A 25626-nucleotide genomic window follows, 5' to 3' on the forward strand; every position below is an offset into this window, starting at 1 on the left:
AACTTGCCAGTCGTCTCTGATCCCGTTCTAATTCCCGTTCTGCGTCAATCGACCACGGAACCAAAGAACGGAAGGCAGATGAGTCAAACGAAGACCCGATCGGCACCATCAGGTGTCCGACGCAAACAAGGCAACGTCTTCCACCAGCGACTCGGGTCGTTGACGTTTTCCCAAGCCTGCCAGTTGCTCGGTGACGAAGGCGCCGCCTTGATCCGCCAGGGGGCACAGTTTCTTGAGCTCCATCACGACGATGTCTTTCTGGGCGGCGATCTGTTCCGCGTCCGACTTCCGGACGCCGAAGCCGACAACGGGGTGGCGATCGCGACCATCACGCTGCAGTCGGGACGCCGTCGGCAATTGATCGTCAACTGCAACCAATGCGAGACCCCCTGCTTGCACGTCGGCGCGGCACTGGACCATCTGTTGCAATCCAAAAGCGACCTCGGACTGGCACAACCGCCCGACGAATCGGTTCCCTTGGAACACTTGACGCCGAAAGAGCTGCACCAGCGAGCAATCGCCGACCGGGTCAAGCGCGCCGCCGAAGAACGCATGAAAGTGCGATCGACCAACACGACCAAGCCGTGGACGGATTACCTCGTCACCAGCGAACGATCCGGCCGAACCTATCGCGTCGCGCTGCGAGGGTTCGATACGGGTCAGGCCTATTGCACGTGTCCCGATTTTCGTACCAACAAACTGCAAACGTGCAAACATGTCCTGCACGTCCAAACCAAGGTTCAAAAACGTTTCTCCGCCGCCAAACTGCGTTCGCCTTACCGCCGCAAAAAGCTTTCGCTGGCCCTTTGCTACGGCGAAGATCGCGGCCTGCTGTTTCATCTGCCCACGAAGGTCGATCCCAAAATGGAAGAGATCGTCGGCGAGGCAAACACGACCCCGATCACCGACGCGTCAGACGCGATGACGCGGATCTCCGCGTTGGAAAACGCCGGGCAGGATGTCACGATCTATCCCGATGCCGAAGCGTTTATTCAACGCCAGTTGACGCAACAGCGTGTTCGCCAAGCCTGTGAGTCGATTCGCAAGGACACCGAGAATCACCCGCTACGAACAGAACTGCTCAATGCAACCCTGCTGCCTTACCAGTTGGACGGCATCGCGTTCGCCGCAGGCGCCGGACGCGCGATCCTGGCCGATGACATGGGACTGGGCAAAACCATTCAAGGCATCGGCGTCGCAGAACTGTTGTCCCAATTGGCCGACATCAAACGCGTGCTGATCGTCTCTCCGGCCTCGTTGAAGACGCAGTGGCGAAATGAAATCCGACGCTTCAGTGACCGAACAACCCAAATCGTGCTCGGCACCGGCGCCGAGCGATACGAGCAATATCGCAGCGACGCGTTCTTCACGATCTGTAACTACGAACAAGTCCTCCGTGACCTGACCGCGATCGAAGAGGTGCCCTGGGATCTGATCATCTTGGACGAAGGTCAGCGGATCAAGAATTGGGAGTCGAAAACCAGCAACGTGATCCGGCAGTTGGAAAGCCCGTTCCGATTGGTGTTGTCGGGAACACCGCTTGAGAACCGGCTGGGCGATTTGTTCACCGTCACGCGGTTCGTGGACGAAGACCGTTTGGGGCCGGCGTACGAGTTCTTTCACAAGCACCACGTGGTCGATGAACGCGGCAAAACGCTGGGCTACCACCGCTTGGACCAGCTACGCGAATCGCTCAAACCGATCCTGCTTCGCCGCACGCGCAGCGAGGTCGCCAAGCAGCTTCCCGAACGGATCGACGAAGTGATTCGCATCGAACCGACGGCCGAACAAAAAGAAATCAACGATTCCCATGTCGCCATCGTGGCCCAGATCGTCAACAAAAAGTTCATGACCGAAATGGACTTGCTGCGGATGCAAAAATCGTTGCTGATGGCGCGGATGTCCTGCGACAGCACGTATCTGATCGACCAGGAGGAAACCGAATACAGCAGCAAGCTGGAACGATTGACCGAATTGCTGGAAGGGTTGATCGAAGACCCGACGAGGAAAATCGTGTTGTTCAGCGAATGGCGACGCATGCTGGACCGCATCGAGCGACGATTGGACACGATGGCCTGTGACTACGTCCGTCTGGATGGACAAGTGCCGCAAAAGAAACGTGGCGAACTGGTGTCGCGTTTTCAAAACGATCCGCAATGCCGTGTGATTTGCATGACCAACGCCGGGTCGACGGGATTGAATTTGCAAGCGGCCAACACAGTCATCAACGTGGATTTGCCCTGGAACCCCGCCGTTCTGGAACAACGCATCGCCCGCGCCTATCGGATGGGACAAAAGAACCCCGTCCATATTTACAAATTGGTCACCGTCGGCGACACCATCGAAGAACGGTTGCTGGAGACACTGGCGTCGAAACAGGAACTCGCCGACGCATCGATCGACATGGACAGCGACGTGTCCGAGGTCGCGATGGTCAGCGGCATGGAAGACTTGCGACGCCGATTGGAAGTCATCTTGGATCCGTTGCCCGCCGCGCCGGTGGACCAAAGCCAACAGCGAAGGGTCGAGGCCGAGGCTCAAGCCTTGCAAGCGAAACGAGAAAAAGTCGCCGCCGCGACCAGCGGCCTGATCACCGCGGCGCTCTCGTTGGCGGGCGAACTGATTCCATCGGCTGGCGACAAAGCACCCAGCGATGAAACGGTCGCCACCCTGACCGAGCGTTTGTCTCAGTGTGTCGACAAAGACGAACAGGGACGGCCACAACTGACGATCACGCTGCCGGACACCGACGCGCTGCGTGGTCTCGCCACGACGCTGGCAAAGTTGCTCGATTCGTAAGAATTGATTTTGATCGGGTGTGGATCACGACCAGGATGACCGCAATCCGACCCGGCCAATCCCTATCACCGGCCCATCCCGACCGCAATAATTTGCCAAACCCGACCAGCTGAATCCGCCGGCAGACCACTCATCGTTTGCCGTCCTTTCCGGCGATTGAAGTGAAAAGAGTCCGACACTCTCTTAAGCTTCGTTTTCCGGTGGGATCCAGTGTTTGTCAGTCATTTCAACAGCTTTCTTCGCGGCGGAGCCGCGACGGCTGCGCGACAATTGCACGCCGCGCTGCGCAACCGCGGAATCCAAAGCCGGTTTCAATACCTTGCCGGTCAATCCTTCAACGATTCGCAGCCTGCCGAATTTGATACCGACGAGTTCTATAGCACCCAATGGGCGCGCAAGGGGACGTTGCCAAATGCGCTCGATCGGGTCCGGTTTCGTGTGCATCGCCAGTCGTTCAAACGTGCCACACGCGGCGCGAAAGATGGGGCAGAAATCTTTACTTCGCCGCACGGTCAGCCGTTCACTCCTTGGCCGCCGCTGGATCACCCCGCGGCCGCCGACCCAGCCCAGCCGCATCTCATCCACCTGCATTGGATCTCCAAGTTCATCGACTTCCCCAGCTTCTTCGGTTCGCTGGACCCAGACCAACCGGTTGTCTGGACACTTCACGACATGAACGCCCTGACCGGCGGTTGCCACTTCGCCGGCGGCTGCCAACGGTTTCGTGTCGGCTGCGGAAACTGCCCCCAAGTCAAACGGTCCGGTCAAACCGATGTCAGTTTTCAGGCGTTCGAAACCAAACGCCGCGCCTTGAAAGACATCAATCTGCACATCGTCGCGCCGAGCCGTTGGTTGTTGGGGTTGGCGCAATCCAGTCCGTTACTGGCCGACGCGAAATCGTTCACCCGAATTCCTTATGGAATGCCGACCGACAAGCTCTACCCGATGCAGAAACAATTTGCCCGTGAAACGCTCGGCATTGAGCCCGATGCCTTCATCATCGGCTTTGGTGCGATGAACTTGGGCAGCCGCCGCAAGGGCGCGACCGAACTGTTGGCGGCGTTGGAACGTGTGGGGTCGAATCCCAACGTCCGCGGCTTGGTCTTCGGCAGCGGCACGCTCTCCGATGCGACCAAAACGTTGCCGGAGATGATCCACGTCGGCAACGTTCAAGACGATCGCACGCGCCGTCTGGTGTACAGCGCCGCCGATGTTTTCGTCCTTCCATCGACCGAAGACAATCTTCCGTTGACCGGTCTGGAGGCGATGGCGTGTGGTACGCCGGTGATCGGATTCGATGCCGGTGGAATCCCCGACTACGTGATTAACGGCAAAACAGGATTGCTCGCCGACAACGGTGACGCCGCCCAACTCGCACGACGTTTGCAGACCGCGATCGCCAACCCGGATGCCATGCAAGCGATGGGTTCCCAAGCCAGGGATCTGATCATGAATCAGTTTCAATCCGATACGCAGGCGCAATGCTACATGGAACTTTATCGAAGTCTGATCGGGTCCGAAAACCAAACACAGCGTCGCGCTGCCTAACGATCTCCTGGTAAGCCATCATGTCATCGTCGAATCATCGCCGTCCCACGTTCCGAATCGTTACCCCATCGTACAATCAGGCAGAGTACTTGGAGCAAACGATCCTGAGTGTCTTGACGCAAGAAGGTCGTGACAGCGACTTTCACTTGCAATACGCTGTCGTAGACGGAGGCAGTTCGGATGGATCCGTCGACATCATCAAACAGCACGACAGCGAACTGACCTATTGGTGTAGCGAAAAAGATCGCGGTCAATCCCATGCGATCAATAAAGGATTCGATCGAGTCGATGGTGACATCTGCGCCTACATCAACAGCGACGATTATTATCTGCCGGGCGCTTTCCGAAGAATCGTCGCACTTTGGAAAGAGAACCCCGATGCAGATCTGTTTTCCGGTGTCTGCCGAAAAGTGGATGCGCAAGGAAAACGACTTCGCGATCAGTGTTCGGATATTTCAACGTTGGCCGAAATCGTCGATTTGTGGAATCACTGGCTTCACCCGAATCCCAATCGAAATTTTATCCAACCCGAAGTGTTCTGGACGAAACGACTGAGCGACCGACTCGGACCGTTCAATGAATCGCTCTACTACACGATGGATTTCGATTACTGGTTGCGGGGCTTCGACGCGGGAATGAAGGTCGCCAAGACCGATCGGCCCCTCGCTGCGTTCCGCATTCACGCCAGTCAAAAAACGTCGGCCCGTAACGCCAGCATTTTGGAACTGCTCGACCGAATCGCGCCCTACCTCACGTCAGACGACGATCGGATTTCGGCCGCACATCGACAGCGATTGCTCCGCCACAGCAGGATGACGCGACGAGTCATCGAATCGTCGAACTCAGCTCCCGAACAACGAATCCTTTCACTGTTGGCACTCGCCGCCGACGAGCCGGGCTTGCTGACGTCCAAGCACTATTGGCGGCAGATGCGACGAAACAGCAAACGAGTGTTCTGGAAACGCCACGCCGCCTGAGCGAGCAAGGCGTAGATTCCGACACTTCTTTAACGGCCACCGCCCACATCTATCCGCCCGCGTCAATCTGACTCGTCATTTCCGCGAGTGTGATCCGGGTCGCGACGAAGCGCGCCGCGAAACCGATACGATCGGACCAGACGTTGTAATTCGCGCGATGATCAAGCGGGTCTGTCTTGCTTTGCTTGACTCAGGGAGTAACGTCAGAAACTGATCTTTCTGCCACGTTCTCTTTGCCACAAAGCTCGGTCGCTGCAATGGTTCGCTCACGCGCCACCACGGGCATCAAACGCCGTCAAACACATCGATCCCCCCGATGGACCGCCGGTCCGATGGAGCCGCGGATCATGCTGGCCGCCGACGCCGGCGCGGCAGTCGCTGCGGTGCCGGTCGCTGAGCCGGTTGAAGTGGCGGCCGCCGGCCCCGTGGCTGATTCGATTCAGAGCTCGGCGGTGTCGCTGAACCCGACAGCGACGTTGGTGATCGTCGATCCCAGCGTCGCCGACGACTTTGATTTCACCGACGCGATCCCCGCCGGTGCCGAGTTGGTCGTGCTCGATCAAGCCGTCGACGCCGTTTCACAGATCTCTGAGATCCTGTCCAACCGATCCGGGCTCAACAGCGTGCACCTGATCAGTCACGGGCAGCCCGGCCGATTGCAATTGGGGCAAGCTCGGGTGGACGCGGACACGGTCGCCAATCGGGCTGCGGAATTGACGCGTTGGAAAGCCTCCTTTGCCCCCGGCGGCGACTTGCTGATCTACGGCTGTGACGTGGCCGCGGGTGCCGAAGGCCAAACGTTCTTGCGCCAGATCGCTACCGTCACCGGCCTCGACGTTGCCGCGTCGATTGATCGTACCGGCAGCACCCGTCACGAAGCCGACTGGGACCTCGAGCAAACGATCGGGTCGGTGACACACGCCAACGACCTGGACCGATCCGTTCTGGCACAGTTCCCAGCCGCGCTGTCAATCCAGATCTACGCCGCCGGTCAAATCGGTGAGGAGGAAATGCAGCTGCAAATCGGCAGCGACGTCGTCGGCACCTGGACCATGACAGGTACCGACGCGGGCAATCGACTCTTCGGCGAATTCAGTGTCGGCATCGACAACGCCTCCGTCGATGACATCCGAATCAACTTCACCAACGACCGGTGGAACCCTGCGACCGGATTTGATCGGAACCTCCGCATCGATCGGATCGTCGTCGACGGCGTGACCTATCAAACCGAAGACCCAGCGGTCTTTTCAACGGGGTCGTGGCGAGCCGAGGACGGCGTGGTTCCGGGCTTTCGCCAATCAGAGTACCTGAACGCAAACGGCTACTTCCAATTCGCCTCCACCGGCAACGGCAGCGGATCTGTCATCTCCATCGATGCGTCGGGCAAGACGGGGCAGGAGCGAATGGAACTGCTCATCGACGGGAACGTTGTGCGAACCTTTGACAACGTTTCGACCACCCAGTCGATATACACCTACACGGCAAACCAGACGGTCACTGCCGATCGCATCGAGATCGCGTTTACCAATGACTTTTATGATCCCGACAACGGCATCGATCGCAACCTGAAAGTCGATCGAATTCGAATCGGAGCCCAGGTGTTCGAAACCGAAGCCCCGTCGACCTACACGACCGGGTTTTTCATCGAAGGCCAAGGCATTGTGTCCGGGTTCCATCAAAGCGAAACGTTGTACGGAAACGGCCGCTTTCAATACTTAGCCGACACCCCTCCGCCACCGGTCGACCCTCCCAACAATGGCGAATCTGGCAGCTTTGTCTTGGCGGAGGATTTTGCATCGGTGTTCGAATCCGATGCATCGGTCACGCTGACGATCGCGCGTGTCGGCGGCAGCGACGGGACGGCGTCGGTCCACTATGCCACGGCTTCGGAAACCGCCACCGCGGGTAGTGACTTCATCGCGAATTCCGGAACGCTGGTCTTTGCCGACGGTGAAACGAGCAAGTCGGTCACCGTCATGCTGCTGCAAGACGGCATCGCCGAAGGGACCGAGTCGTTCAGTTTTCGATTGACAGGATCGGAAAACGCCAGCCTGCTCGCACCACGCACGGCAACCATCAACATCCTGGACATCGATCAGGGCTTGCCGACCTACGCCTCGTTTGACTCCGCCGCCAATCTGCAGCTCAACCGCAACGCAACGCTCAACAACGGCAAGCTACAACTGACCGCCGCGGCCCCACAGCAACGAGGCTCGGCTTATTACACCACGCCGATCAGCGTGAACGCCGACACCTCATTCCAAGCGACCTTTGCCGCACAATTCAGTGGCGGACAGGGATCCGCCGGCGGTGAAGGATTGGCCTTCATCATCCAGAATTCTCCCGGTGGTACCGCCGGACAAGACTTCGGCAACTATTCCGGCGGCCTGGGCTACAACGCCCAACAGAACACCATCGGAATCGAACTGGATACATTCCAAAACAGCTACGAACAATTTGCCGACGAAATCACCATCACCGTCAACGGTGTGCTCGTCACCCCGGTCCGCACGATTCAATCACCCTACGATCTCAACGACGGGCGGACCTACTACACCTGGGTCGACTACAACGGGCAAAGTGACAGCCTGTCGGTCTACCTTTCCGATACCAATGAAAAGCCCGAATTTGCGTTGATGAAAACGACGCTGCAACTGGACGGTATCGTCGGCAATCAGGCCTACGTCGGGTTCGCGGCCTCGACCGGGAACGCCTACAACAACACCTCCATTCGGTCCTGGAGTGTGACACTGGATACGCCGGCTGCTGATCCGCCCACCGTGCCGACCGGCGAAATCATCCGAGAAGACATCATCACGGGACTGAATCAACCGCTGAACGTCGAATGGTCACCCGATGGACGCAACCTGTACGTCGGTGAAAAAGCCGGCATCATACGAGTCTCCCGCGACGGCGGACCGCTGACCGAAGTCGTGGACCTCTCCGGGATTACCAACAACGTCCAAGATCGCGGGCTGGTCGATTTTGAACTGCACCCGGATTTGTTTAACAATCCCTATCTGTACATCAACTACACAGTCGATCCTCCAGAAGTCTACAACCACGTCGGTAACCCGCTGGCCGGTCCCGATGGTTCGGGCAACCGAGCCGGCCGGCTGATTCGTTTGACACTCGATGCGTCCACCAACTACACCACGATCATCCCCGACAGCGGCATCACGTTGCTGGGCGCCAACAGCACGTGGGAGAACTTTAACGCGTTCGTCGACAGCACCTTGAACTTCAACGAACCACCGGCGGGACTCAACCCCGATGGCAGCTACCTCCAAGACTTCATCAACAGCGACAGCCGATCCCACACCGTCGGCGGACTGGCCTTCGGCGGCGACGGCGCCCTGTACGTCGGCATCGGCGACGGCGCCAGCTTCAATCAAACCGATCCCCGCGCCTTGCGCGTTCAAGACCCCAACAGCCTGTCCGGCAAGATCCTTCGTATCGATCCCATCACCGGCCAAGGATTCAGCGACAATCCGTTCTTCGACGGGGACGTCCATTCCAACCGCAGCAAAGTCTATCAGCTCGGGTTGAGAAATCCCTGGCGACTTTCGGTGAACCCGAACAACGGACGACTCTACATCGGCGAAACCGGGCTGGTCAGTTTTGAAGAGATCAACACCGGACCGTCAGGAACCAACTTTGGCTGGCCCTATTACGAGGGCGGCCAAGGGGTCAATCGCCGCACGCCGTCGTATCAGGGATTGCCGCAGGCCCAAGCGTTTTACAATTCGGGCCAGCCCGCCAGCCCCGCCTTCATCGCCCAGCCACACACCGCGGGGACCGACGTGATCGTTTTGGGCAGCGTCGGCTGGAATCTGAATTATGGTCCACAGTACAACAACGACGTGTTCTACGCCGATTTTGCCAGCGGCGTTGTCCGACACGGAAACGTCGACGCGGCGGGCAACTTGACGTCCGTTGGAGTGTTCGCAACAGGAGCCAACTTTGCCGTCGACATCCAGCAAGGCCCCGATGGATTGCTCTATTACGTCGACATCGTGTCCGGATCGATCGGACGATTCGTGCTAATTTGAACGGTGGGTACAGGAGTCGAGATCAGCATCTTGCTTGCCGTCTCGAATCGCAGTGATTCGCAAACGGGACGCTCACGCCGCCTTACCCAACTTCGTCACGACATCCGCCGCCATGCGTCGCAATCGGATCGCGCTGCGTCGCGGTTCCGCCGGCCGTGGACTGACCTGCGACGACAGTGTCGGGGCTAGCGCCGCACCCAGCGGTTTGACCGCGTCGAGTTGTCGTTTTAACGCGTCGTCGTCATATCCCAATCGATGCAGCAGATCGTGGCCGAGATGACGCCGGTAGTCATCCATCAATCTCCAGTCGGTCGCACGCGTCGCCGCCCGCTGCAGATACTTTTCGATCGAATCGAGTTGCGCCGCAGCATGCTGATGAACCCCTTTAGGATCACCATAGGTGCGTCGCTCGGCGCTGCCGTAGTGCTGCAGGCCGTCGACGGGCTGGAGGCCGATGAAGGATTGCAGTTGCATCAAGTGCTGCGCGGGATCACGTACCAAATCTTCGTACCGCAGCGAGTGGATCCGGTCGTCCTGAATCGACATCGCAGCAGCGATCCGCGCCGGTGCTTCCAGCAAGTCGCCGCGATAATCTTTTAAGAAACCGACTCGCGTGCGACGTGTCCATGTTTCCATGATCGATGATAAAACCGCCAGCGGGTTGCGCCGCAGCAAAATGATGCGGCAATCGGGGATCAGACTCAGTAAGTCTTCGATGATCCAGTAGTAGCGGGGTGTCTTGTCGATCAGAACGCTTGCGCCGGCGCGGACGCGTGCCGCTTCGTAGATCCGCGCCGCCGCACGACCGATCTCGGCTTGCATTTCACTCCATCCGCCGCTCAGATTTTCGCGAACAAACTCGCCGACCGCGTCGTCGGCCAAACACTGGTCATAGGGTGATTGAACGTCACGGCGAGATCCAGCAATCGCGTGGACCAGCGGCAACATCAACCAGGCTTCACCGGGAGCATGAACATCATCGTGCCGGGATAACATGGTTTGCAACAGCGTCGAACCCGCACGCGGCTGGGAGACGATAAACACGACAGAAGATGTCACAACAAAATCACTCTTCAGTAGAAGGAGCGGCGAGTGCTCGGCCAATCCTAAAATTCATACTCAACAAACCATTAGGCGGCCTTGCGGTCCCGTAGTCGATTGCGGGTCAAGATGCCATGCAGTCGTCCGGCCAGGGAGAGCAATCGCATCGGATCGCCGTCAAAGCCTTCGCCGCCATGTTTCTTTCGAATCACCGCTTGGCATTTTTGATGCAACGGTGCGGCTGCGGCGGACAGACCGCTGCCGTGTCGACGATAGCCGATGCCGACCGCACCGGTGTACTTGAAAACCGCTTTCTGTGCGAGCCGCAGCTTGTAATCCCAGTCCTCGTAGATCGGCAGGTCGACATCAAATCCGCCGACACTGCGAGCCAGTTCAGCCGACAGCAAAAAGTCACGCGGGATCATCACGCGACGGTCCAAGATCGCCTGGTACAAGATGCCTTCCATCGGCGGCGCGATCGCGCTGGATTGCAGCATCGTTTGGCCGTTTGCATCGATCCACCTCACGTCGCTGTAGACGATCGTTCGTTCGGGATCCGGACACGTGTGCAACAATTCCCACTCGCGAGCCAGCTTTCGCGGATCAACATACAAGTCGTCGCCGTCGAGCGACGTCAAGAACCCGCCGTTGGCCGCTTCGAGCAATTGGTTGCGCACCCGCGAGATACCGCAGTTGTTTTGGTTCGGGATCAATCGGATTCGCGAATCTCCGATCGCCTTGATACGGTCGACCGAGTCATCGGAGGAGGCGTCGTCGATGATCAGCAATTCCAACGGGACGTCGATTTGCTGTGACAGCACCGACTCGACCGCTGCTTCGATGTATCGGGCATTGTTGCAACACGGCATCATCACCGAGATCGTCGGGCACGTGTCGTCCATGAAACCATCCGATTGGGAATGAAGTGGCGTGAGCGTCCAGCTTGCGAGATCCGATCCGCGCCCGCGGATCCCCGGCCACGCAACGGCACAGCACACGCAAACCTCGCAAAAACCCGGCGCAAATGTCAACACGAAGTCACGACAACATCGAGCGCGAATCGTCCGAAGTGGCGTAAGCTTCCAGCTTGCGAGATCCGAGCCGCGTCAGCGGATCCCCAGCACGTCACGAGGATCAGCACCTCGATTGTCCGACCCCCAAATTTCCGACCTCTCTGCGGCCCTAATCCTCGGGTGCACGCTGCCAAGATTCAATTGATATCAAACCACACACCATCCCTGGGGTCTGTCCCCACACACACGAACCGGGGTCCACACGAACCGGGGTCTGTCCCCGAATCGATCTCTGGGGTCTGTCCCCGAATCGATCTCTGGGGTCTGTCCCCGAATCGATCTCTGGGGTCTGTCCCCGAATCGATCTCTGGGGTCTGTCCCCGAATCGATCTCTGGGGTCTGTCCCCGAATCGATCATTTGATAGCAACCTCACGGAACCAGCACCGGGGTCTGTCCCCGCGCATGGATCTGGGGTCTGTCCCCGCATGGATCTGGGGTCTGTCCCTGGGTGGAGTGGGGGGGGTTAAGTTGAGGCGGGGGCTGCGGTTGGTTCTTGACGCTCGATCGCAAACCTTTTTTCCAGACAACCCGAATGCGCATTCCAACCCTCCGTGGGCTCATTGACCGCCGCGTGCTCGTTAATTTCCGGGTGGATCCTGAGGTGCTGTCGCGCGTTTGTCCCTCGCCGTTTCGCCCGCAGATTGTTAATGGATACGGCGTCGCGGGCATCTGTCTGATTCGCCTGAAACAGATTCGCCCGAAACGTTTGCCTTCGTTTGTCGGCATCACGTCGGAAAATGCCGCGCACCGCATTGCCGTCCAATGGGATGCTGATGGCGTCGCGCAGACGGGAGTCTATATCCCCCGACGCGACACCTCATCGTTCATGACAGCATTTGCCGGTGGTCGAATCTTCCCGGGCGTTCACCATCGTGCCCAGTTTGATGTCCACGAAACGGACCACGAGTATCGCATTACCATGGCCAGCAAGGACGGCGCCGTTCATGCTGCTGTCGATGGACAAACGACCGACGAATGGCCGGACACTTCCGTTTTCACAACGGTTGCCTCCTGCTCGCAGTTCTTCGAAGCTGGCTTCCTGGGATACTCCCCGGCGAGTTCACCGGCAACCTTCGATGGGCTGGAGCTGCAAACGCGCAACTGGCACGTGCAGCCGCTTTCCCTACGCAACGTACAGTCTTCGTTCTTCGACAACCGCGACGCGTTTCCTGAGGGTTCGATCACCTTTGACAACGCACTGTTGATGCGAGGAATCGAACACGAATGGCGGAGCCGAACGTCATTGTGCGGCGACTGCTGAATAGAATTGGACGCGCTGCTGCGTCGCGAACCCCTTCGCCATTTGTCCGAGCTTCGCTCAGCCCGTCGCACACCTCTGTCAAACCGCCGGCCAGTTCAGCCGGCCAATTCGCCGATCTCGGTCACGAGCGTGTTCAATTGTGGTCGGACCGAGGCGTGAACCGACGTCACCGAGGCTTCGTCACCGGCGCGTGCCGCGTCGATCAAGGGTTGCAGTTCACTGACCGGTTCGCCGGTTTCAAAGGTGCTCAAGAGCCCCTTGAGCGCGTGACCGACCTTCGCCGCCTCGGCGAGTTCGCCTTGCTGGATGTGATCCTGCAATTGAGACATCAATCCGGGAGCGTCCTCGGCAGCAATCTTCGCCAACATCTCCAGGACTTCCTCGTCGCCCGCGACTCGACTGAGGGCTGCGGAGAAACGTTGTCGTTGTGATTCGGTCATCTTCTTCGGTTGCCGGTGTGTGGTTTGCAAAGGCATTGGACCAGTCGCCTCTACTCCTCGACTGACACGTCGCTCTTGAGGACGATGTTGTACGAGTTGATTCGGTCTCGCAATTTGCCTCGCGTGATGCCGAGCATCTCCGCCGCTTGGCTCTGGTTACCATCGGTCGTTTGCAACACTTTCAGGATGACAAAACGTTCCATGTACTCCATCGCTTCGGCGTAAATATTGGTCGAACGTTCATCTAGCAAACGCTGCACCAATTGCGGCAATTGTGTTCCTTCGGTGGGTTCTTCTCGCGGGACGACATCCTGGGTCGGAGTTTTCTTGACCGGAGAAACGGTGCCGGTGATCGCGCCGGGGAGGATGTCGGGGGTAATGACCGGCATGACGGTGTCGAGCACGCAGCGGCGGATCACGGCCCGCAATTGTCGGACGTTGCCCGGCCAGTCGTACGCGGTCAGCAATGCCACCGCCTCGGGGGACAGCCCTTCCAGGTCGGGTTTGTTGAATTCCTTTTTGGCCTGGGCGAGAAAGAAGCGAATCAAGGACGGGACGTCACTGAGACGGTCGCGCAGCGGGGGCAATTCGATGGTCACCCCGTTGAGCCGGTACAGCAAGTCTTCGCGATATTCGCCGTCTTCGACCATCTGTTCCAGCGGTCGGTTGGTCGCGGCGATGATCCGAACATCGGTGGTCAGCTCTTTGTTGCCACCGACACGTTCAAAGCGTTGTTCTTGTAGCACGCGCAGTACTTTGGCCTGGACGGTCGGCGCCATGTCACCGATCTCATCCAAGAACAACGTGCCGCCGTTGCATTGTTCGAACTTCCCGATCCGGCGACTTTCGGCCCCCGTGAACGCGCCTTTTTCGTGTCCGAACAATTCGCTCTCGAGCAAATTATCTGGCAAGGCCGCACAGTTGACGGCCAGAAACGTTTCCTCGCTGCGGTGGCTGTATTGGAACAGGGCCCGGGCGACCAATTCTTTTCCGGTGCCGCTTTCACCCCGAACTAAAATCGGCACGTCTTGCTTGGCGACCTTTCCGATTGCTTTAAAAACGTCCAGCATGGCTGGTGAGCGACCGATGAACAGCTCGGCTGCTTGGTCGCCCCCTTCGTCATCGGCGGAGATGGCGACGGGCACGCTGCTGATCTGCCGCTGCTCGATCGCTTTTTCGACCAGATCCCGTAACGGTTCGACGTGCAGGGGTTTGGCGATGTAATCAAACGCCCCCAACTGCATCGCTTCGATCGCGGTGTTGCTGGCCGCCTCGACGGTCATGAAGATCACGGGGATGCGGCGATCGTGCTCGCGGATTTCGCAGTAAACGGCCAGCCCGTTTTGATCGGGCAGCTGAATATCCAGCAACACCGCGTCGTAGGACCCGCGTCTCAGTTCGGCCAGACCCTCGCCGGCGCTGGCACAGGTGGTGATGTCCGCAATCGGCGAAAGCGTTTTTTCCGCCAGAGCCAAAATTGCACGGTCATCATCAATGACTAAGAGACTAGGCATCGCTTTGGACCACTTGGATCGGAGGATGGGCTGGGGTTTGGATAAAGTGGTGCCTGTTGCCATGGAAGATCACCTGGACTGAAAAAATATCATCGCTGTAGCGGTTTGTCGATCGGATTGGTCGCTGACCGAGCAAAAGGCGGGCCAAACGTGGCCTAGTCCTGACCGCTTTCCAGATGGGCCCTCAATTTCGCCGCTCGGGCAGTTCGCTTTTGCCGCAATTGTTCGATCGAAATGTCTTGGCTGTAATGAGCCACCATGGCGACCAGTTTGGCCTGGTCGATGGGTTTGGCGAGGTAATCGTCGCAGCCGCCGTTGAGGCAACGGTCGCGGTCTCCCTTCATCGCGTCGGCAGTCAGCGCGATCACGGGCCAGTCGATGCCGACCGACCGCAGCATCGCGGTGGCCTGCAAGCCGTCCAGATTGGGCATTTGCATGTCCATCACGATCACGTCAAACGGTTCGCCCGAATCCCGTGCCTGGACCGCCGCATCGTAACCCTGTCGGCCATCTTCGGCCGTCGCCACCGTCGCCCCGGCTTTTTCCAGAAAGTGCTGACTGATATGCCGCACGTCGCGTCGGTCGTCGACTACCAAGACGCGGCAGGCGAGTTCTTTGGGGGCCGCCGAACGGCTTTTGGATTCGGTATCCCGCCTGACGAGATCGGGTTTGACCAAATCGATCTCCGCGAACGACGCGGTCGGCAAGCGGACGAAAAACGTCGACCCCTGGCCGACCGCGCTGCTCAGATCCATTTCGCCTTGCAGCATCTGCACCAGCCGCTGGCTGATCGCCAGTCCCAATCCGCTGCCGCCATAGCGGCGCGTGACAGACGAGTCCCCCTGGGAAAATGGCCGGAACAGCCGATCGATTTGTTCCTCGCTCATTCCGATTCCGGTGTCGACCACCGCGAATTCGACCACCGGTGGATTGCTCCCCTCGACGAATTTTACTCTCAATCGCACCTCGCCTTCGTCAGTAAATTTGATCGCGTTGCCGATCAAGTTGATCAAGACTTGCCGCAAACGGATTGGGTCAGTCTTGATCGTCCGTGGCACTTTACCGTCAAACTCGACTTCGAATTTGATCTCCTTCTCCTCCGCCCGCACCAGCATCAACGATTGAATGTCAGCGACCATTTGCGGAAGCGGGCATTCCTCCACTTCCATGTTCAATTTGCCGGCTTCGATCCGCGACAAATCCAAGATGTCATTGATCAATTCCAACAAGAACTGGCCGTTCTTCTTCATAATCAGCACACAGTTGCGATTGTCGGGGTCTTTCAGGTGTCCTAACAAGACATCGGCGTAACCCAGAATCGCAGCCATCGGCGTGCGGATCTCGTGGCTCATGTTGGCCAGAAACTCGCTCTTGGCTTGGTTCGCTGCCAAGGCGATTTGCTCGCTTTCCCGCAGTCGCTGTTCTTGCTCCTTCCGTTCGGTGATGTCCTGCACGATGGAGCTGACCGCCGTGACGCGATGATCGTCGGTCGAACCATTCTCCTGCGGCAATTCGAGAGGATAGTAACTCGCAAGCCAGGTGCGTTCCTTTTTCGATGCCGGCGTTTTGCCGACGATTTCCACGTTCAACACCGGTCGGCCGGTCTCGAACACCCGATGGCAGATCGGTTCGACTTGATCGTTGAGACCGTGCAGAATCTCGTCCAATCGAGATCCGATGTGATCGTCTCGCGAGCGTCCATTGATATTCGCCAGCCTTTCGTTGACCCGCAGGAACCTCAACTCGCGGTCGATCACGCTCATACCGACCGGGGCGGCCTTGTAGATCAGTTCCAATTCGCGGTTTTTGCGGGCCAGTTCGGACTGGATCACACCCAAGTTCGTTTCCGCTTGATGTTGTTCTTCCATGTCCCCGATCGTGCCGACCCATTCCCGGATCGACCCGTCGTCGTTCTTGATCGCGACCGCCTCGGCCGCGAACGTGCGGTACGATTGACTGTCTCGGTGCCAGATGCGACCGCTGGCTTGATATTTGTTGCCTGAATCCAAGGCGGCTTGCCAGCGACGCTTCAACGAGGGTCGGTCATCGGGATGGATGGCGTCGATCCATCCGAACCGGCGATGTTCGCTCCACGATTGTCCGGTGTAGCGTTCCCAGGAAACTTGGGGCGTCGAAAAGTTTCCTTCCGGATCCGACGTCCAAACGATACTGCGAGTTCCGGATAGCAGAGCGACATAACGCGCCTTGGCTTGCTGCAACTCGCGCTGCGTTTCTTCTCGTTGGCGGATCTCCAACTTCAACCGTTCGTTCGTCGCCACAATCGAAGGCAGACGCAAGATTCGAGGCATGTGTTGAATCAGGATGATCACCGTCCCCCAGGAAACCGTCGCCGTGATGAACTTCATCAGCCCCGAGACGCGATGGATCGGATACCAGAAAATGATCGCTTCGATCAGATGCACCAAACCGCAGGCCGAGATGAACGCCGCGAACAACCAAAACAACTTGGTGAACGGAAAGTCGTCTCGTCGACGTGCGAAGTAGACCAGCACGACCGGGATGGCAAAATAAGCGCCAAAGGTCGCGAGGTCGCTGATGATGTGCAGCCAGCCAAGAAACTCCGACCAATTGCCGCAACTCCATCGCGCAGGAAAATCAGAGGTGTCCCAGAATTTGCCAATCAAATCGCCCATGCCTCACTTTCCCACAGAAAACCGGGCGATGAAAAAGGCAAACCCAAACTCTCTCCACCTCAGCATCACGCCCTGCCAGAAGCCTCACACTCGTAAGATTGAATTCGACGATTGCCGGATCGTCAATGAGATGCAACGCAGGATCGCCGCGCTCGTCGGTTGGACCAAGCGACCCTTTCCATCACGGGCTGCCTGTGGGGAAATCGGCTCAGCGTCGCTGCACCCGCAACTGACCGGGCTGGAGGTCACTCGCCAGATGCGGTGAGGCAATCAGCACCATGACTGGTGCGTGCGTCGCGGAGGGCTCACCGAGCTGGAATCACGGTTTCGACGTGTAGCGGGTCGGCCTGCTTGGCTCGCATCAGTCGCTCTGCGGCTTCTGCCTCATCGCCTTCCTTTTCTTCAAGTTGATCGTGTTCGTGATGCATCGTCGGTTCGAGCTGCAGGTCGATCAGAATTGGAAAGTGGTCTGAGCCGACATGCGGTAATCGCCGCAGATCACGAAACGCAAAATGCGTGGAGTGAAACACATGATCGAGCGGAAACCGCATCCACATCCGATCGGCGTGAAACGAGTTGAAAAATCCCCGTCCGCGGCGTGGGTCCAGCAATCGACTCAGACGCAGAAACAGGCGCGTTGATTGTGACCATGCGACATCGTTCAAATCACCACCGATGATAATTGGGCGATCGTCTTCGGCGAGTTCCTTGCCCCACAAAACCAACTCAGCGTCGCGGGCGGTTGCATCGTTGTCGCGGATCGGCTCGGGAGGCCGCGGATGAACCCCCACAATTCGGACTTCATCACCGCTGGGCAATTGGACCATCGTGTCAATCGATGGCACATCATCCTGCACTCGAAAACGAATCTCACTTTCAAGGATCGGAAGTCGCGACAACAACGCCATCCCGTACCAATTGCTTTGGGGGTGAACGATTTGGTTGGGATAGTCTGATTTCAGCTCCGCGATCGCTTCGGCCCACCGCTGATCCACCTCGGCGACGATGATGATGTCTGCGTCCTGTTCCAGAACGACCTGTTGCCAACGAGCAAATTGATCGTTCTCTTCTTCCACGTTGGTAACCAGCACCCGAAGCCGACGGGCATCGTGATCCGGGTCGGCGGCCTGTTCCGGCCGCCAGGACTTGGTCTGCGTCGCCGCCAGGGGCGTGTACGGGATGATGCGGAACAAATGCCAAACGGTTAATGCCAGCGTTAAGGTCGCGATGACAGTCCATCTGACCGTCGACGGTTGTCCGGCGATCGCATTGGTTGTGATCAGCGCCGCCGCAGCCAGCCACGTGATCACCAGGATTTGCATCCGCGGGAAATCCCAGCCACGAATGAACCAGTGTGGATGCGAGCTGAGCGGCAACAACGATCCGGCCACCAAGATGCCGAAAAGCAAATAGATCACGCAGTTGAAGAAGGATAACATGGGGATCCTCGTGGTGGCCTCCGGCTAGGTGAGGGAATGGCGGTTTCGAGTACTCGATGGGCCGGAGGATCGATTGGGATTCTGGTTTCTGACTCCGTTTCTAATCTCATCAGCAGCTCTTGATAATCACCGGGTGCGACGCCATCCTAAACACTACCTACGGGCCGCGGTTGAGGCGGCTTGTTTCCTGCCGGCCACCCCTCACGTTGTCGCGTTCGATCGCCGTCGGATTGTTCGGTTTGATCGTGGAACAGCATCACATTGGTCGGGTACGGCATATCGATTGCGGCGTCATCCAACGCTTCTTTGATCGAGGCGATCACTTCATTGCCGACTTGGACGACGTTCGCTCGCTCTGGGGCGGTCCACCAGCGGGCACGTAGTACGACACTGCTCCCGCCGAGCTCCGTGGCAATCACATCCGGGGCCGGATCGCTATCCACTCCATCGACAGACTCCAACGTCTGCTGCATCACCTGCGCGGCTTTCCGCAAATCGTCTCCATAGCCGACGCCGACGTCGTACTGACTGCGAATGCATTGAAACGCGGTATTAACGACAACGGGGTTTGTGTAGATCTGACTGTTCGGGATAACGACCTTTTTGCCATCGTACGTTCGAATGTTGGTGGCTCGAGTTTCGATCGATTCGACCGTCCCCTCGTGGTCCCCAGAGACGATTTGGTCGCCGACGCTGAACGGTTCATTGATCAGAATCAAAAGGCCGGCCATGAAGTTTTGCAAGATGTCCTTGAACGCGAATCCGATCGCGACCCCACCGATACCCAGGGACGCAATCAGCTTACCGGCCGTGACCGTAGGCGCCATGATGGTGACTGCAAGCAACAAGCCAATAAAGACGAGTGCCCATTGAGCCAACCGACCGACGACGCGACCCACATTGGCCGACGGTTTGTCAGCGGTCGCGCGGTTGATTCCCTTGCGAGCGAACTTGCCGACGAAAAAAAAGACCACGAAGACCACGACGCCAATCAACAGGAACGGCAGACGGTCGAGAAATCCATCGATCATGTTGTCGATGGTCTCCCAGACGGTGGCGACCGAAACGTCGATCTCACCGGTCTTGTCGACAGCGCCAGACGCATCGCCTGGCGATGGGTCGCCTGCCGTCGTCTCGCTACCCGCTTGCGCCAGGAGCGCGGCAAACGGTGTGGACAAATTGTCAATCATGGTCATGGAACTCAAGTCGGGGGTTCGATCGGTCGGCAGGGAAAGTGAGCTGCCGGACCGCGCCGTTTGACGGCCGTCCGGCATCTCGGATCACCCTTACAACACGACGATCAACGCGTGAATGATTCCGATGATCCAGAATCCGACCAGGGTCAACACAATGTTCAAGATGAATTGCGTTCCGACCCCACGGTCCATGAATACCGCCAAGGGTGGCAGCAAGATGGCGAGGATCACTTTCAGCAGGGTGTTCTGGCTTTTAACGGTGGTTGACATAACAGGTTCCGATGTTTGAGGTGTGCTGTGAAGCGTGCGGTAAAGCAATGTGTTTGGTGTGGCGGCGGGGAATGCCTGCGGTGGCTCATCAATCATTGGGGCAAGACCGGATTGAGCCCGCCCACCATCGGGCCGACGTTTATTCGTCAGCAGGCAAGTCGACGTCCACGTCGGGAACTTTCACCTTCTTCTTTTCCATATCGACGTCCACATCTGGGACGCTGATCTCCTTTTCTTCCATCGAGACATCCACATCAGGACCGTCGACATCGTATTCGGGCAACTTGCCCGGATCGCCTGACACATCCACGTCTACATTCGGCAGCCGACCATCTTCTGTCTTATCGACATCGCAACCTGCAGTGGAAAAAGCCAGCGCGAGCGAAAGCGAGGCGTAAAGAAATTTCTTGATCATGTTGATTCCATGGGCTTTCCCAGGCTTGGCGGCACATCGCCTGTGGAGGTGTGTGAAAGGTTCATTCGCCGCTGCACACCGACAAACGCAAAGGGTGTGCCGGAGAGGCCGAAGCAAGAGAAAGACCCTAATTTCGTTCCAACAGACGAAGATTTGACAGACGATCAACCGCGCTGGTTGAAACAAGACCACACGTGAGCGTTTCTTTCGGCGTGGTGGACGTTCAAGTCCAGGATTGACGGCAATCCTGCGAAGCTAAGCGTCGTCTCTTCTCGCTTCGGCCCATCGGCTCGCGACTAACGGCTGATCGCCCAATGAGAACAGCCGATTTGCGCCATCGTCCGCGCCCCCCTCATTGACGTTGTTGATTTCATAGCGGAAATCAAGACAAGCTTGGACGAGAATCGTCCACACGTTTAGAAAGAATGGGCCGCAGCCCAGATAGACGACGCGCGAGAGCCATCGGATTGATGAAACAATTGCCGGGCAACGTTGAACGCGCTACGCCAACGCTGTGAAGCGTTTATTCCCTGCGTTTGACGAGGTGTCAGCGGCAGGACGCAAGCCCTCCGGTCCCTCATCATTCCCGAAATACCGGAGGGCTCGCGGCCTACCGCTAAAAAAATGCGTCACAGCGTTGCCGTCACGGTTTCAGTTTCCACCCGACCACGACCCCCAGACCGAACGCCCAGCAGGCGGCGACATCGGGGTGATCCTTGGCATACTCCTTGGCCAGACTGATCAAGTCCTTGGCCGGTTCCTGGACGTAATGCTGGGCCGCATCCTGTCCGATCTCCTTCGCACCCGTCGCAATCCGCTGCGCCGTTTCGCGAGCGCGTCGGGCTGCTTCACTGTTGGATTGATCGGTGTTTTGGGCAGACGTATTGGGAGCTTTCGTATCGGACATGGAATTACCTTCGTGACAGGGGAGAGACGGTTTCGGTGGTGTAGTAACGCTCGCGACGTCCGTCATTGGCAAACGATTCGCGGCGAAACTGATTTCGTGGGGAGGAGTCCGGCGCCACGAGTGTTGCTTTGAGCCAGCGGAGATTCTCGCTGAACTCGGACTTCGATTCATCCATGGCGGCGGCGGCCGATTTAGCACCGCTCATCGCGATCAGCAGTAGGACGCCGACGACGACTAACGTCCCCGCGCCCACAATCAGCAGCGCCGTGCCGGTCGACAGAACCGTCCATTCATCGAGCAGGAATCCGAGGCCGAAAAGGAAAACGGTGAATCCCGAGCCGACCAACAGCAGCGCGACCAAACTGCAGACAATTGCCCGGCCGAGACTTCGCTTGGCAGCTTGTGCATCAACTGAGAACAATTGCCATTGCAATTCCCAGAGGTCGATGAGGTCGTGAATCACTTTTTGAAAACTTGAATTTCGGTGCATGGTCCTTTACCGCCATTTACGTTTAACGAGCCAACCGAGTGTCAGTCCGACTGCGCCGGCGGCGGCCAAGGCCAGCGTCGGGTGCTTGGCGATGGTCTGATGAACAAAGCTCGCCTTCGATCGCTCAGGATCGTTGCGATGCAGTGGACGATCCAGATCATCGAACCGTTCATCTTCCAGGGGGCGCGACGGGAATGGAGGAGCGATCATGGTGTTTTTGGTTTGGTCAGAAGTTGACTGATCTGGTGCGAGGCGACCGTCGTGAGTTGTTTTAAGGCGAGCGAGGTGACAGCTCCCATGATTCCACCGATGAAGCCACGCTTCGCGGGAGCCTGCGCTGCACCACATTCTTTCGTGGTGTTGCCATGCGAGTCCTGGTGAATGATGATCGGCTCGGCTGCCGGTTTCGATTTGGAAGGGACGAGCAAGTAGCCGATACCCGCGGCGACCGCCAACAGCGGCAGCGGGTGACGCGCCATGTGATACTTCCAGTCGGTCAATTCACGCACACGCATGCGGGCGTCGTCGACGTCGTAAGGCAACTCCGTACGAATCTCCGCCATCCGCTGCTTGATCGCGTTGGCCTGTTTTTCAGTGGCAAGCGTGGTGGCCATGACTATTTCTTGTTCCCCATGAAGAACAACGCACCGGCTGCGATCCCCAGACCGAAGGCGATCGCCAGCGACTCGGCGGGACGACTGCGAACCGTCTCGGCGACTTTTGCGGTGTATTCGCCCGACTGTGACGCCAAACGGCGGTAATTCTCGCGGGCGTAGGCGGCTGCATCGGTGGCCGCAGCCTGTGCCGCTTCGGCATACTGTTGAACGCTTTCGGCAGCGCGATCGCCAAAGCTTCCGTTGAGCACGTTGTCGAGAAACGATTCGACTTCGCTGCGGCTGGCCCCCGTTTTTTGCTGGACAACACCGACCAACTGATCGGCTGACCCTTCGGCGCGCTGCAAGTCGTCTTCGGTGAGTTGGCCCCAATGTTCTTTCAAGCGTCCCTTGACTTCGTTCCACTGACCCTTGAGCTCTTGTCGATTGACCATTTAATTTTCCTCCATTGATGAAACTCGCTGTAATCCCGTCATCGGGCTGTTTCAACTCCACGACGCATATCGCGGACCAATCGTCTTTCAGCGGCAAAATGTCCGTTTCGGCGCCCGGATCGGGCCAGACGGTGGGGCGGCAGGAACCAAGCTGGACGGAAATCGTCCACCGCTGCGGCCGTATGTCGTCGCGTCTGCCGCCGATCGAGCGTTGGAACGCGGTTTGCGTCGCGGCTTGGTTTTGCGTCGCGGCTTTTGCGTCGCGGCTTTTGCGTCGCGGCATGGTTACGAAAATGGACTCCTCACCCGAACAACTTCCTCATGGCATTCGTCCGACTTGCGATCCTTCTCCTCGTACTCGCGTCGGTCGGGCAAGGTTCCGTCGCCCTCGTGTCTGCGCAAGATCCAATGGATTCACTGCAGCAGGTGCAGGACGCTGCAACGTCCGAGTCGACCACCGAAACCAACGGCCCCGCTGAGACCGTCGCGGTGAAGGGCGTTGCCGATGATGCCTCGATCCGCCAGCGGTTGTCCATGATCTATGACGCTGCGGCGAAGGCGGGTTGGTTGACCGAGATCGACGTGGACTTGAACAGCGGCATCGTGACCTTGAAGGGGCGCGCGGACTCCGAGGAGCACCGTCAGTGGGCAGAAAATGTTGCCCGCAAGACAGAAGACGTCGTGGCCGTCATCAACGAGCTGGCTGTCGATCAGCAGCTGGATTTGGAATCGACGCGGGACGTTGTGGCGCGATCGCTGAATACCTTATGGACGGATTTCCTGGTGCGGTCACCGTTGTTGCTGGCCGCGGCGGTGATCGTTGTGCTGACCGGGTTGCTTGCCAAACTATCCAGTTGGACCGTGCATCGGGTGCTCGATCAGCGTGGCATCCGGGCCAGCTTGAAGGACTTGGTCTACCAGTTCACCACCATCATCATTTGGATCATCGGCCTTCTGGTCGCCACCGTGGTCGCCTTTCCGGGCATGACCCCCTCCAAAGCACTGACGGTACTCGGACTCGGGTCGGTTGCGATCGGGTTTGCGTTCAAAGATATCTTCGAGAATTTCTTTGCCGGCATCTTGATCTTGTGGCGCTACCCCTTCGATCGCGGAGACTTCATCACGTGCGGCGACCTGACCGGCAAAGTCCAACAAATCACGATTCGAAATACGATGATCCAGAGACTCGATGGTGAATTGGCAGTCGTCCCCAACGCGACGCTGTTTAAAAACAACGTCGACGTCCTGACCAGCCAACCGCAACGCCGCGTCCGGATCATTTGCGGTGTGGCATACGATGAAAACGTCGAACAGGCGCGTGAGGTCATCAAACAGGCCGTGCTGTCCTGTGATTCGGTGTTGGGCAAGCGGACGGTGGAAGTGTTCGCCCAAGAATTCGCCAGTTCCAGCGTCAACTTCGAAGTCGCCTGGTGGACGGGATCCAAGCCGGTCGACATCCGACGCAGTCGAGACGAAGTGGTCGAGGCGATCAAACGCGAGCTGGACGGGGCTGGCATTGAAATCCCGTTCCCTTATCGCACGTTGACGTTCAAGAACCCCGCGGTTGCCGAGGCGGTCGCGAACGCAGCAGCCCAGTAACCAGCAGCCCAGTGACGCACTCGCGTTCGTGCTCGCTGATTGGGGACCATTCGATGTGATCGATCGGGGGGCAGTCCGCTCGATGCGTCTGACCGATCGGTCCGCACTCTCGGCCTATTTGACCGGGCAATAGGCTGGATCGGGGTGATGCCACGCTGCGCAGCACGGTTTTCGGCATATCGTTTGCGACCCATCCCTCGCAGCTCATTTCAAGAATGCAGCGCCGAATCGAGACGGGGGCTGTCATCGATCTTGGCTCTCTCGTCAATTCCACTCGAGGGGCGACATGAACTGGCAAAGCTTTTAACGCGGCTTGATCCTAGCGCGTGACGATTCGGCATGACTGACCTAACACCGTATTCCAGGAACGCCGGATGATTAAACCGATTTCTCTTCATGGACCGGTTCGATCGTTGAAGTCGTTGGGAGTGCGGACCGCGCTGATCGTCGATGATGTGGAAGCCATGCGGGCGATCGTCGATCGCACGGTTCGGCAACTCGATGTCGCGACCCTTGAAGCCGGAAATGGCCGAGACGCCTTTGACCTGCTGCAGCAACATCCGATCGACGTGGTGATTACGGATGTCGAGATGCCGGTGTGGAGCGGGTTTGATCTGCTGGAAGCGATCCGCAGCTCAGATGATCCAGGATTACAAGAGCTGCCCGTCGTCGTGATCAGCAGCTTGCCCGATCGTGCGATCTTGGTCCAAACCACGCAGTATGAGGACACCTACTTTTTACCCAAGCCGGTTTCGATTCCGCAATTGCGAGTCACGTTGAAGATGATCGCGACCCGTCTTTGGTTGCGCAACCATCCGTTTGCGAACCATCGCCAGTAGCGTCCCAAAAGCCTCAAGGGCTAGTCGATTCAATCGATATACCGTCGACCGTCTCTGCGAGAG

At 58.1% G+C, this 25626-nt stretch carries 21 protein-coding genes; 7 read left to right on the forward strand and 14 right to left on the reverse strand.

The features are described from left to right. Window positions 1-78 precede the first annotated feature (78 nt). From TBK1r_RS37800 to TBK1r_RS37815, 4 genes are all read left to right on the forward strand, one after another. The gene (locus TBK1r_RS37800) at window positions 79-2799 is read left to right on the forward strand and encodes a DEAD/DEAH box helicase (RefSeq protein ID WP_145221702.1); all 2721 of its coding nucleotides are present in this window, start codon (window positions 79-81) and stop codon (window positions 2797-2799) included. Between the two features lie 210 nt (window positions 2800-3009). Continuing rightward, window positions 3010-4347 (forward strand): glycosyltransferase, encoded by a 1338-nt coding sequence (locus TBK1r_RS37805; RefSeq protein WP_145221705.1) that lies wholly within the window; start codon window positions 3010-3012, stop codon window positions 4345-4347. A gap of 20 nt (window positions 4348-4367) precedes the next feature. Then, the gene (locus TBK1r_RS37810; protein WP_145221708.1) at window positions 4368-5324 is read left to right on the forward strand and encodes a glycosyltransferase family 2 protein; all 957 of its coding nucleotides are present in this window, start codon (window positions 4368-4370) and stop codon (window positions 5322-5324) included. A gap of 257 nt (window positions 5325-5581) precedes the next feature. Continuing rightward, on the forward strand, window positions 5582-9376 hold the full coding sequence (locus tag TBK1r_RS37815; protein ID WP_145221711.1) for a DUF4347 domain-containing protein: 3795 nt from the start codon (window positions 5582-5584) through the stop codon (window positions 9374-9376). Window positions 9377-9448: 72 nt separating this feature from the next. Here the strand turns inward: TBK1r_RS37815 and TBK1r_RS37820 are convergent, their stop codons facing one another. Both TBK1r_RS37820 and TBK1r_RS37825 read right to left on the reverse strand, forming a co-directional pair. Next, on the reverse strand, window positions 9449-10435 hold the full coding sequence (locus TBK1r_RS37820; protein ID WP_419580786.1) for a sulfotransferase family protein: 987 nt from the start codon (window positions 10433-10435) through the stop codon (window positions 9449-9451). A 71-nt stretch (window positions 10436-10506) separates the two neighbouring features. Next, complete coding sequence (locus TBK1r_RS37825) at window positions 10507-11319, reverse strand: glycosyltransferase family 2 protein (RefSeq protein WP_145221718.1); 813 nt, start codon at window positions 11317-11319, stop codon at window positions 10507-10509. Between the two features lie 704 nt (window positions 11320-12023). On the opposite strand from TBK1r_RS37825, the gene TBK1r_RS37830 reads away from it, so the two are divergent. After that, window positions 12024-12752: a DUF2071 domain-containing protein gene (locus TBK1r_RS37830; protein ID WP_145221721.1), complete on the forward strand. Its 729-nt coding sequence runs from the start codon at window positions 12024-12026 to the stop codon at window positions 12750-12752. A gap of 95 nt (window positions 12753-12847) precedes the next feature. Here the strand turns inward: TBK1r_RS37830 and TBK1r_RS37835 are convergent, their stop codons facing one another. From TBK1r_RS37835 to TBK1r_RS37890, 12 genes are all read right to left on the reverse strand, one after another. Then, complete coding sequence (locus tag TBK1r_RS37835; RefSeq protein ID WP_145221724.1) at window positions 12848-13192, reverse strand: hypothetical protein; 345 nt, start codon at window positions 13190-13192, stop codon at window positions 12848-12850. 50 nt (window positions 13193-13242) lie between these two features. Beyond that, the gene (locus TBK1r_RS37840) at window positions 13243-14706 is read right to left on the reverse strand and encodes a sigma-54-dependent transcriptional regulator (RefSeq protein WP_145221727.1); all 1464 of its coding nucleotides are present in this window, start codon (window positions 14704-14706) and stop codon (window positions 13243-13245) included. A 155-nt stretch (window positions 14707-14861) separates the two neighbouring features. Continuing rightward, window positions 14862-17360, reverse strand: coding sequence for a PAS domain-containing hybrid sensor histidine kinase/response regulator (locus TBK1r_RS37845; protein WP_145221730.1), 2499 nt, complete (start codon window positions 17358-17360; stop codon window positions 14862-14864). 305 nt (window positions 17361-17665) lie between these two features. Then, on the reverse strand, window positions 17666-18799 hold the full coding sequence (locus tag TBK1r_RS37850; protein WP_145221734.1) for an endonuclease/exonuclease/phosphatase family protein: 1134 nt from the start codon (window positions 18797-18799) through the stop codon (window positions 17666-17668). Between the two features lie 146 nt (window positions 18800-18945). Then, on the reverse strand, window positions 18946-19995 hold the full coding sequence (locus TBK1r_RS37855; protein WP_145221737.1) for a mechanosensitive ion channel family protein: 1050 nt from the start codon (window positions 19993-19995) through the stop codon (window positions 18946-18948). Window positions 19996-20085: 90 nt separating this feature from the next. Further along, window positions 20086-20265 (reverse strand): YqaE/Pmp3 family membrane protein, encoded by a 180-nt coding sequence (locus TBK1r_RS37860; RefSeq protein WP_095741812.1) that lies wholly within the window; start codon window positions 20263-20265, stop codon window positions 20086-20088. 139 nt (window positions 20266-20404) lie between these two features. Next, entirely contained in the window at window positions 20405-20680 is a 276-nt protein-coding gene (locus TBK1r_RS37865; RefSeq protein ID WP_145221740.1) for a hypothetical protein, read from the reverse strand. A 643-nt stretch (window positions 20681-21323) separates the two neighbouring features. Further along, window positions 21324-21587 (reverse strand): hypothetical protein, encoded by a 264-nt coding sequence (locus TBK1r_RS37870; RefSeq protein ID WP_145221744.1) that lies wholly within the window; start codon window positions 21585-21587, stop codon window positions 21324-21326. A gap of 4 nt (window positions 21588-21591) precedes the next feature. Beyond that, entirely contained in the window at window positions 21592-22077 is a 486-nt protein-coding gene (locus TBK1r_RS37875; RefSeq protein ID WP_145221747.1) for a phage holin family protein, read from the reverse strand. Window positions 22078-22083: 6 nt separating this feature from the next. Further along, window positions 22084-22287, reverse strand: coding sequence for a hypothetical protein (locus tag TBK1r_RS37880; protein ID WP_145221749.1), 204 nt, complete (start codon window positions 22285-22287; stop codon window positions 22084-22086). Beyond that, window positions 22284-22691, reverse strand: a complete 408-nt coding sequence (locus TBK1r_RS37885; protein WP_145221753.1) for a hypothetical protein — start codon at window positions 22689-22691, stop codon at window positions 22284-22286. The genes TBK1r_RS37880 and TBK1r_RS37885 overlap by 4 nt, the downstream gene beginning before the upstream one ends. Window positions 22692-22693: 2 nt before the next feature. After that, window positions 22694-23125: a CsbD family protein gene (locus TBK1r_RS37890; RefSeq protein WP_095742511.1), complete on the reverse strand. Its 432-nt coding sequence runs from the start codon at window positions 23123-23125 to the stop codon at window positions 22694-22696. 408 nt (window positions 23126-23533) lie between these two features. Between TBK1r_RS37890 and TBK1r_RS37895 the strand changes: the two genes are divergently transcribed. Next, on the forward strand, window positions 23534-24724 hold the full coding sequence (locus tag TBK1r_RS37895) for a mechanosensitive ion channel domain-containing protein (RefSeq protein WP_419580787.1): 1191 nt from the start codon (window positions 23534-23536) through the stop codon (window positions 24722-24724). Window positions 24725-25098: 374 nt separating this feature from the next. Continuing rightward, window positions 25099-25563 carry a response regulator gene (locus TBK1r_RS37900; RefSeq protein WP_145221759.1) on the forward strand — a complete coding sequence of 155 codons (465 nt, stop codon included), beginning with the start codon at window positions 25099-25101 and terminating at the stop codon, window positions 25561-25563. The last annotated feature ends 63 nt before the right edge of the window (window positions 25564-25626 follow it).

It is taken from the genome of Stieleria magnilauensis (assembly GCA_007753675.1).
Lineage (GTDB): Bacteria > Planctomycetota > Planctomycetia > Pirellulales > Pirellulaceae > Stieleria > Stieleria magnilauensis.

Excerpts from the sequence above, each read along its gene's own strand:
- TBK1r_RS37800 (WP_145221702.1), top strand. The coding sequence starts at position 79 with ATGAGTCAAACGAAGACCCGATCGGCACCATCAGGTGTCCGACGCAAA.
- TBK1r_RS37810 (WP_145221708.1), top strand. The coding sequence starts at position 4,368 with ATGTCATCGTCGAATCATCGCCGTCCCACGTTCCGAATCGTTACCCCA.
- TBK1r_RS37815 (WP_145221711.1), top strand. The coding sequence starts at position 5,582 with ATGGTTCGCTCACGCGCCACCACGGGCATCAAACGCCGTCAAACACAT.
- TBK1r_RS37825 (WP_145221718.1), bottom strand. The coding sequence starts at position 11,319 with ATGGACGACACGTGCCCGACGATCTCGGTGATGATGCCGTGTTGCAAC.
- TBK1r_RS37830 (WP_145221721.1), top strand. The coding sequence starts at position 12,024 with ATGCGCATTCCAACCCTCCGTGGGCTCATTGACCGCCGCGTGCTCGTT.
- TBK1r_RS37835 (WP_145221724.1), bottom strand. The coding sequence starts at position 13,192 with ATGACCGAATCACAACGACAACGTTTCTCCGCAGCCCTCAGTCGAGTC.
- TBK1r_RS37840 (WP_145221727.1), bottom strand. The coding sequence starts at position 14,706 with ATGCCTAGTCTCTTAGTCATTGATGATGACCGTGCAATTTTGGCTCTG.
- TBK1r_RS37845 (WP_145221730.1), bottom strand. The coding sequence starts at position 17,360 with ATGGGCGATTTGATTGGCAAATTCTGGGACACCTCTGATTTTCCTGCG.
- TBK1r_RS37850 (WP_145221734.1), bottom strand. The coding sequence starts at position 18,799 with ATGTTATCCTTCTTCAACTGCGTGATCTATTTGCTTTTCGGCATCTTG.
- TBK1r_RS37855 (WP_145221737.1), bottom strand. The coding sequence starts at position 19,995 with ATGACCATGATTGACAATTTGTCCACACCGTTTGCCGCGCTCCTGGCG.
- TBK1r_RS37860 (WP_095741812.1), bottom strand. The coding sequence starts at position 20,265 with ATGTCAACCACCGTTAAAAGCCAGAACACCCTGCTGAAAGTGATCCTC.
- TBK1r_RS37865 (WP_145221740.1), bottom strand. The coding sequence starts at position 20,680 with ATGATCAAGAAATTTCTTTACGCCTCGCTTTCGCTCGCGCTGGCTTTT.
- TBK1r_RS37870 (WP_145221744.1), bottom strand. The coding sequence starts at position 21,587 with ATGTCCGATACGAAAGCTCCCAATACGTCTGCCCAAAACACCGATCAA.
- TBK1r_RS37875 (WP_145221747.1), bottom strand. The coding sequence starts at position 22,077 with ATGCACCGAAATTCAAGTTTTCAAAAAGTGATTCACGACCTCATCGAC.
- TBK1r_RS37880 (WP_145221749.1), bottom strand. The coding sequence starts at position 22,287 with ATGATCGCTCCTCCATTCCCGTCGCGCCCCCTGGAAGATGAACGGTTC.
- TBK1r_RS37885 (WP_145221753.1), bottom strand. The coding sequence starts at position 22,691 with ATGGCCACCACGCTTGCCACTGAAAAACAGGCCAACGCGATCAAGCAG.
- TBK1r_RS37890 (WP_095742511.1), bottom strand. The coding sequence starts at position 23,125 with ATGGTCAATCGACAAGAGCTCAAGGGTCAGTGGAACGAAGTCAAGGGA.
- TBK1r_RS37895 (WP_419580787.1), top strand. The coding sequence starts at position 23,534 with ATGGATTCACTGCAGCAGGTGCAGGACGCTGCAACGTCCGAGTCGACC.
- TBK1r_RS37900 (WP_145221759.1), top strand. The coding sequence starts at position 25,099 with ATGATTAAACCGATTTCTCTTCATGGACCGGTTCGATCGTTGAAGTCG.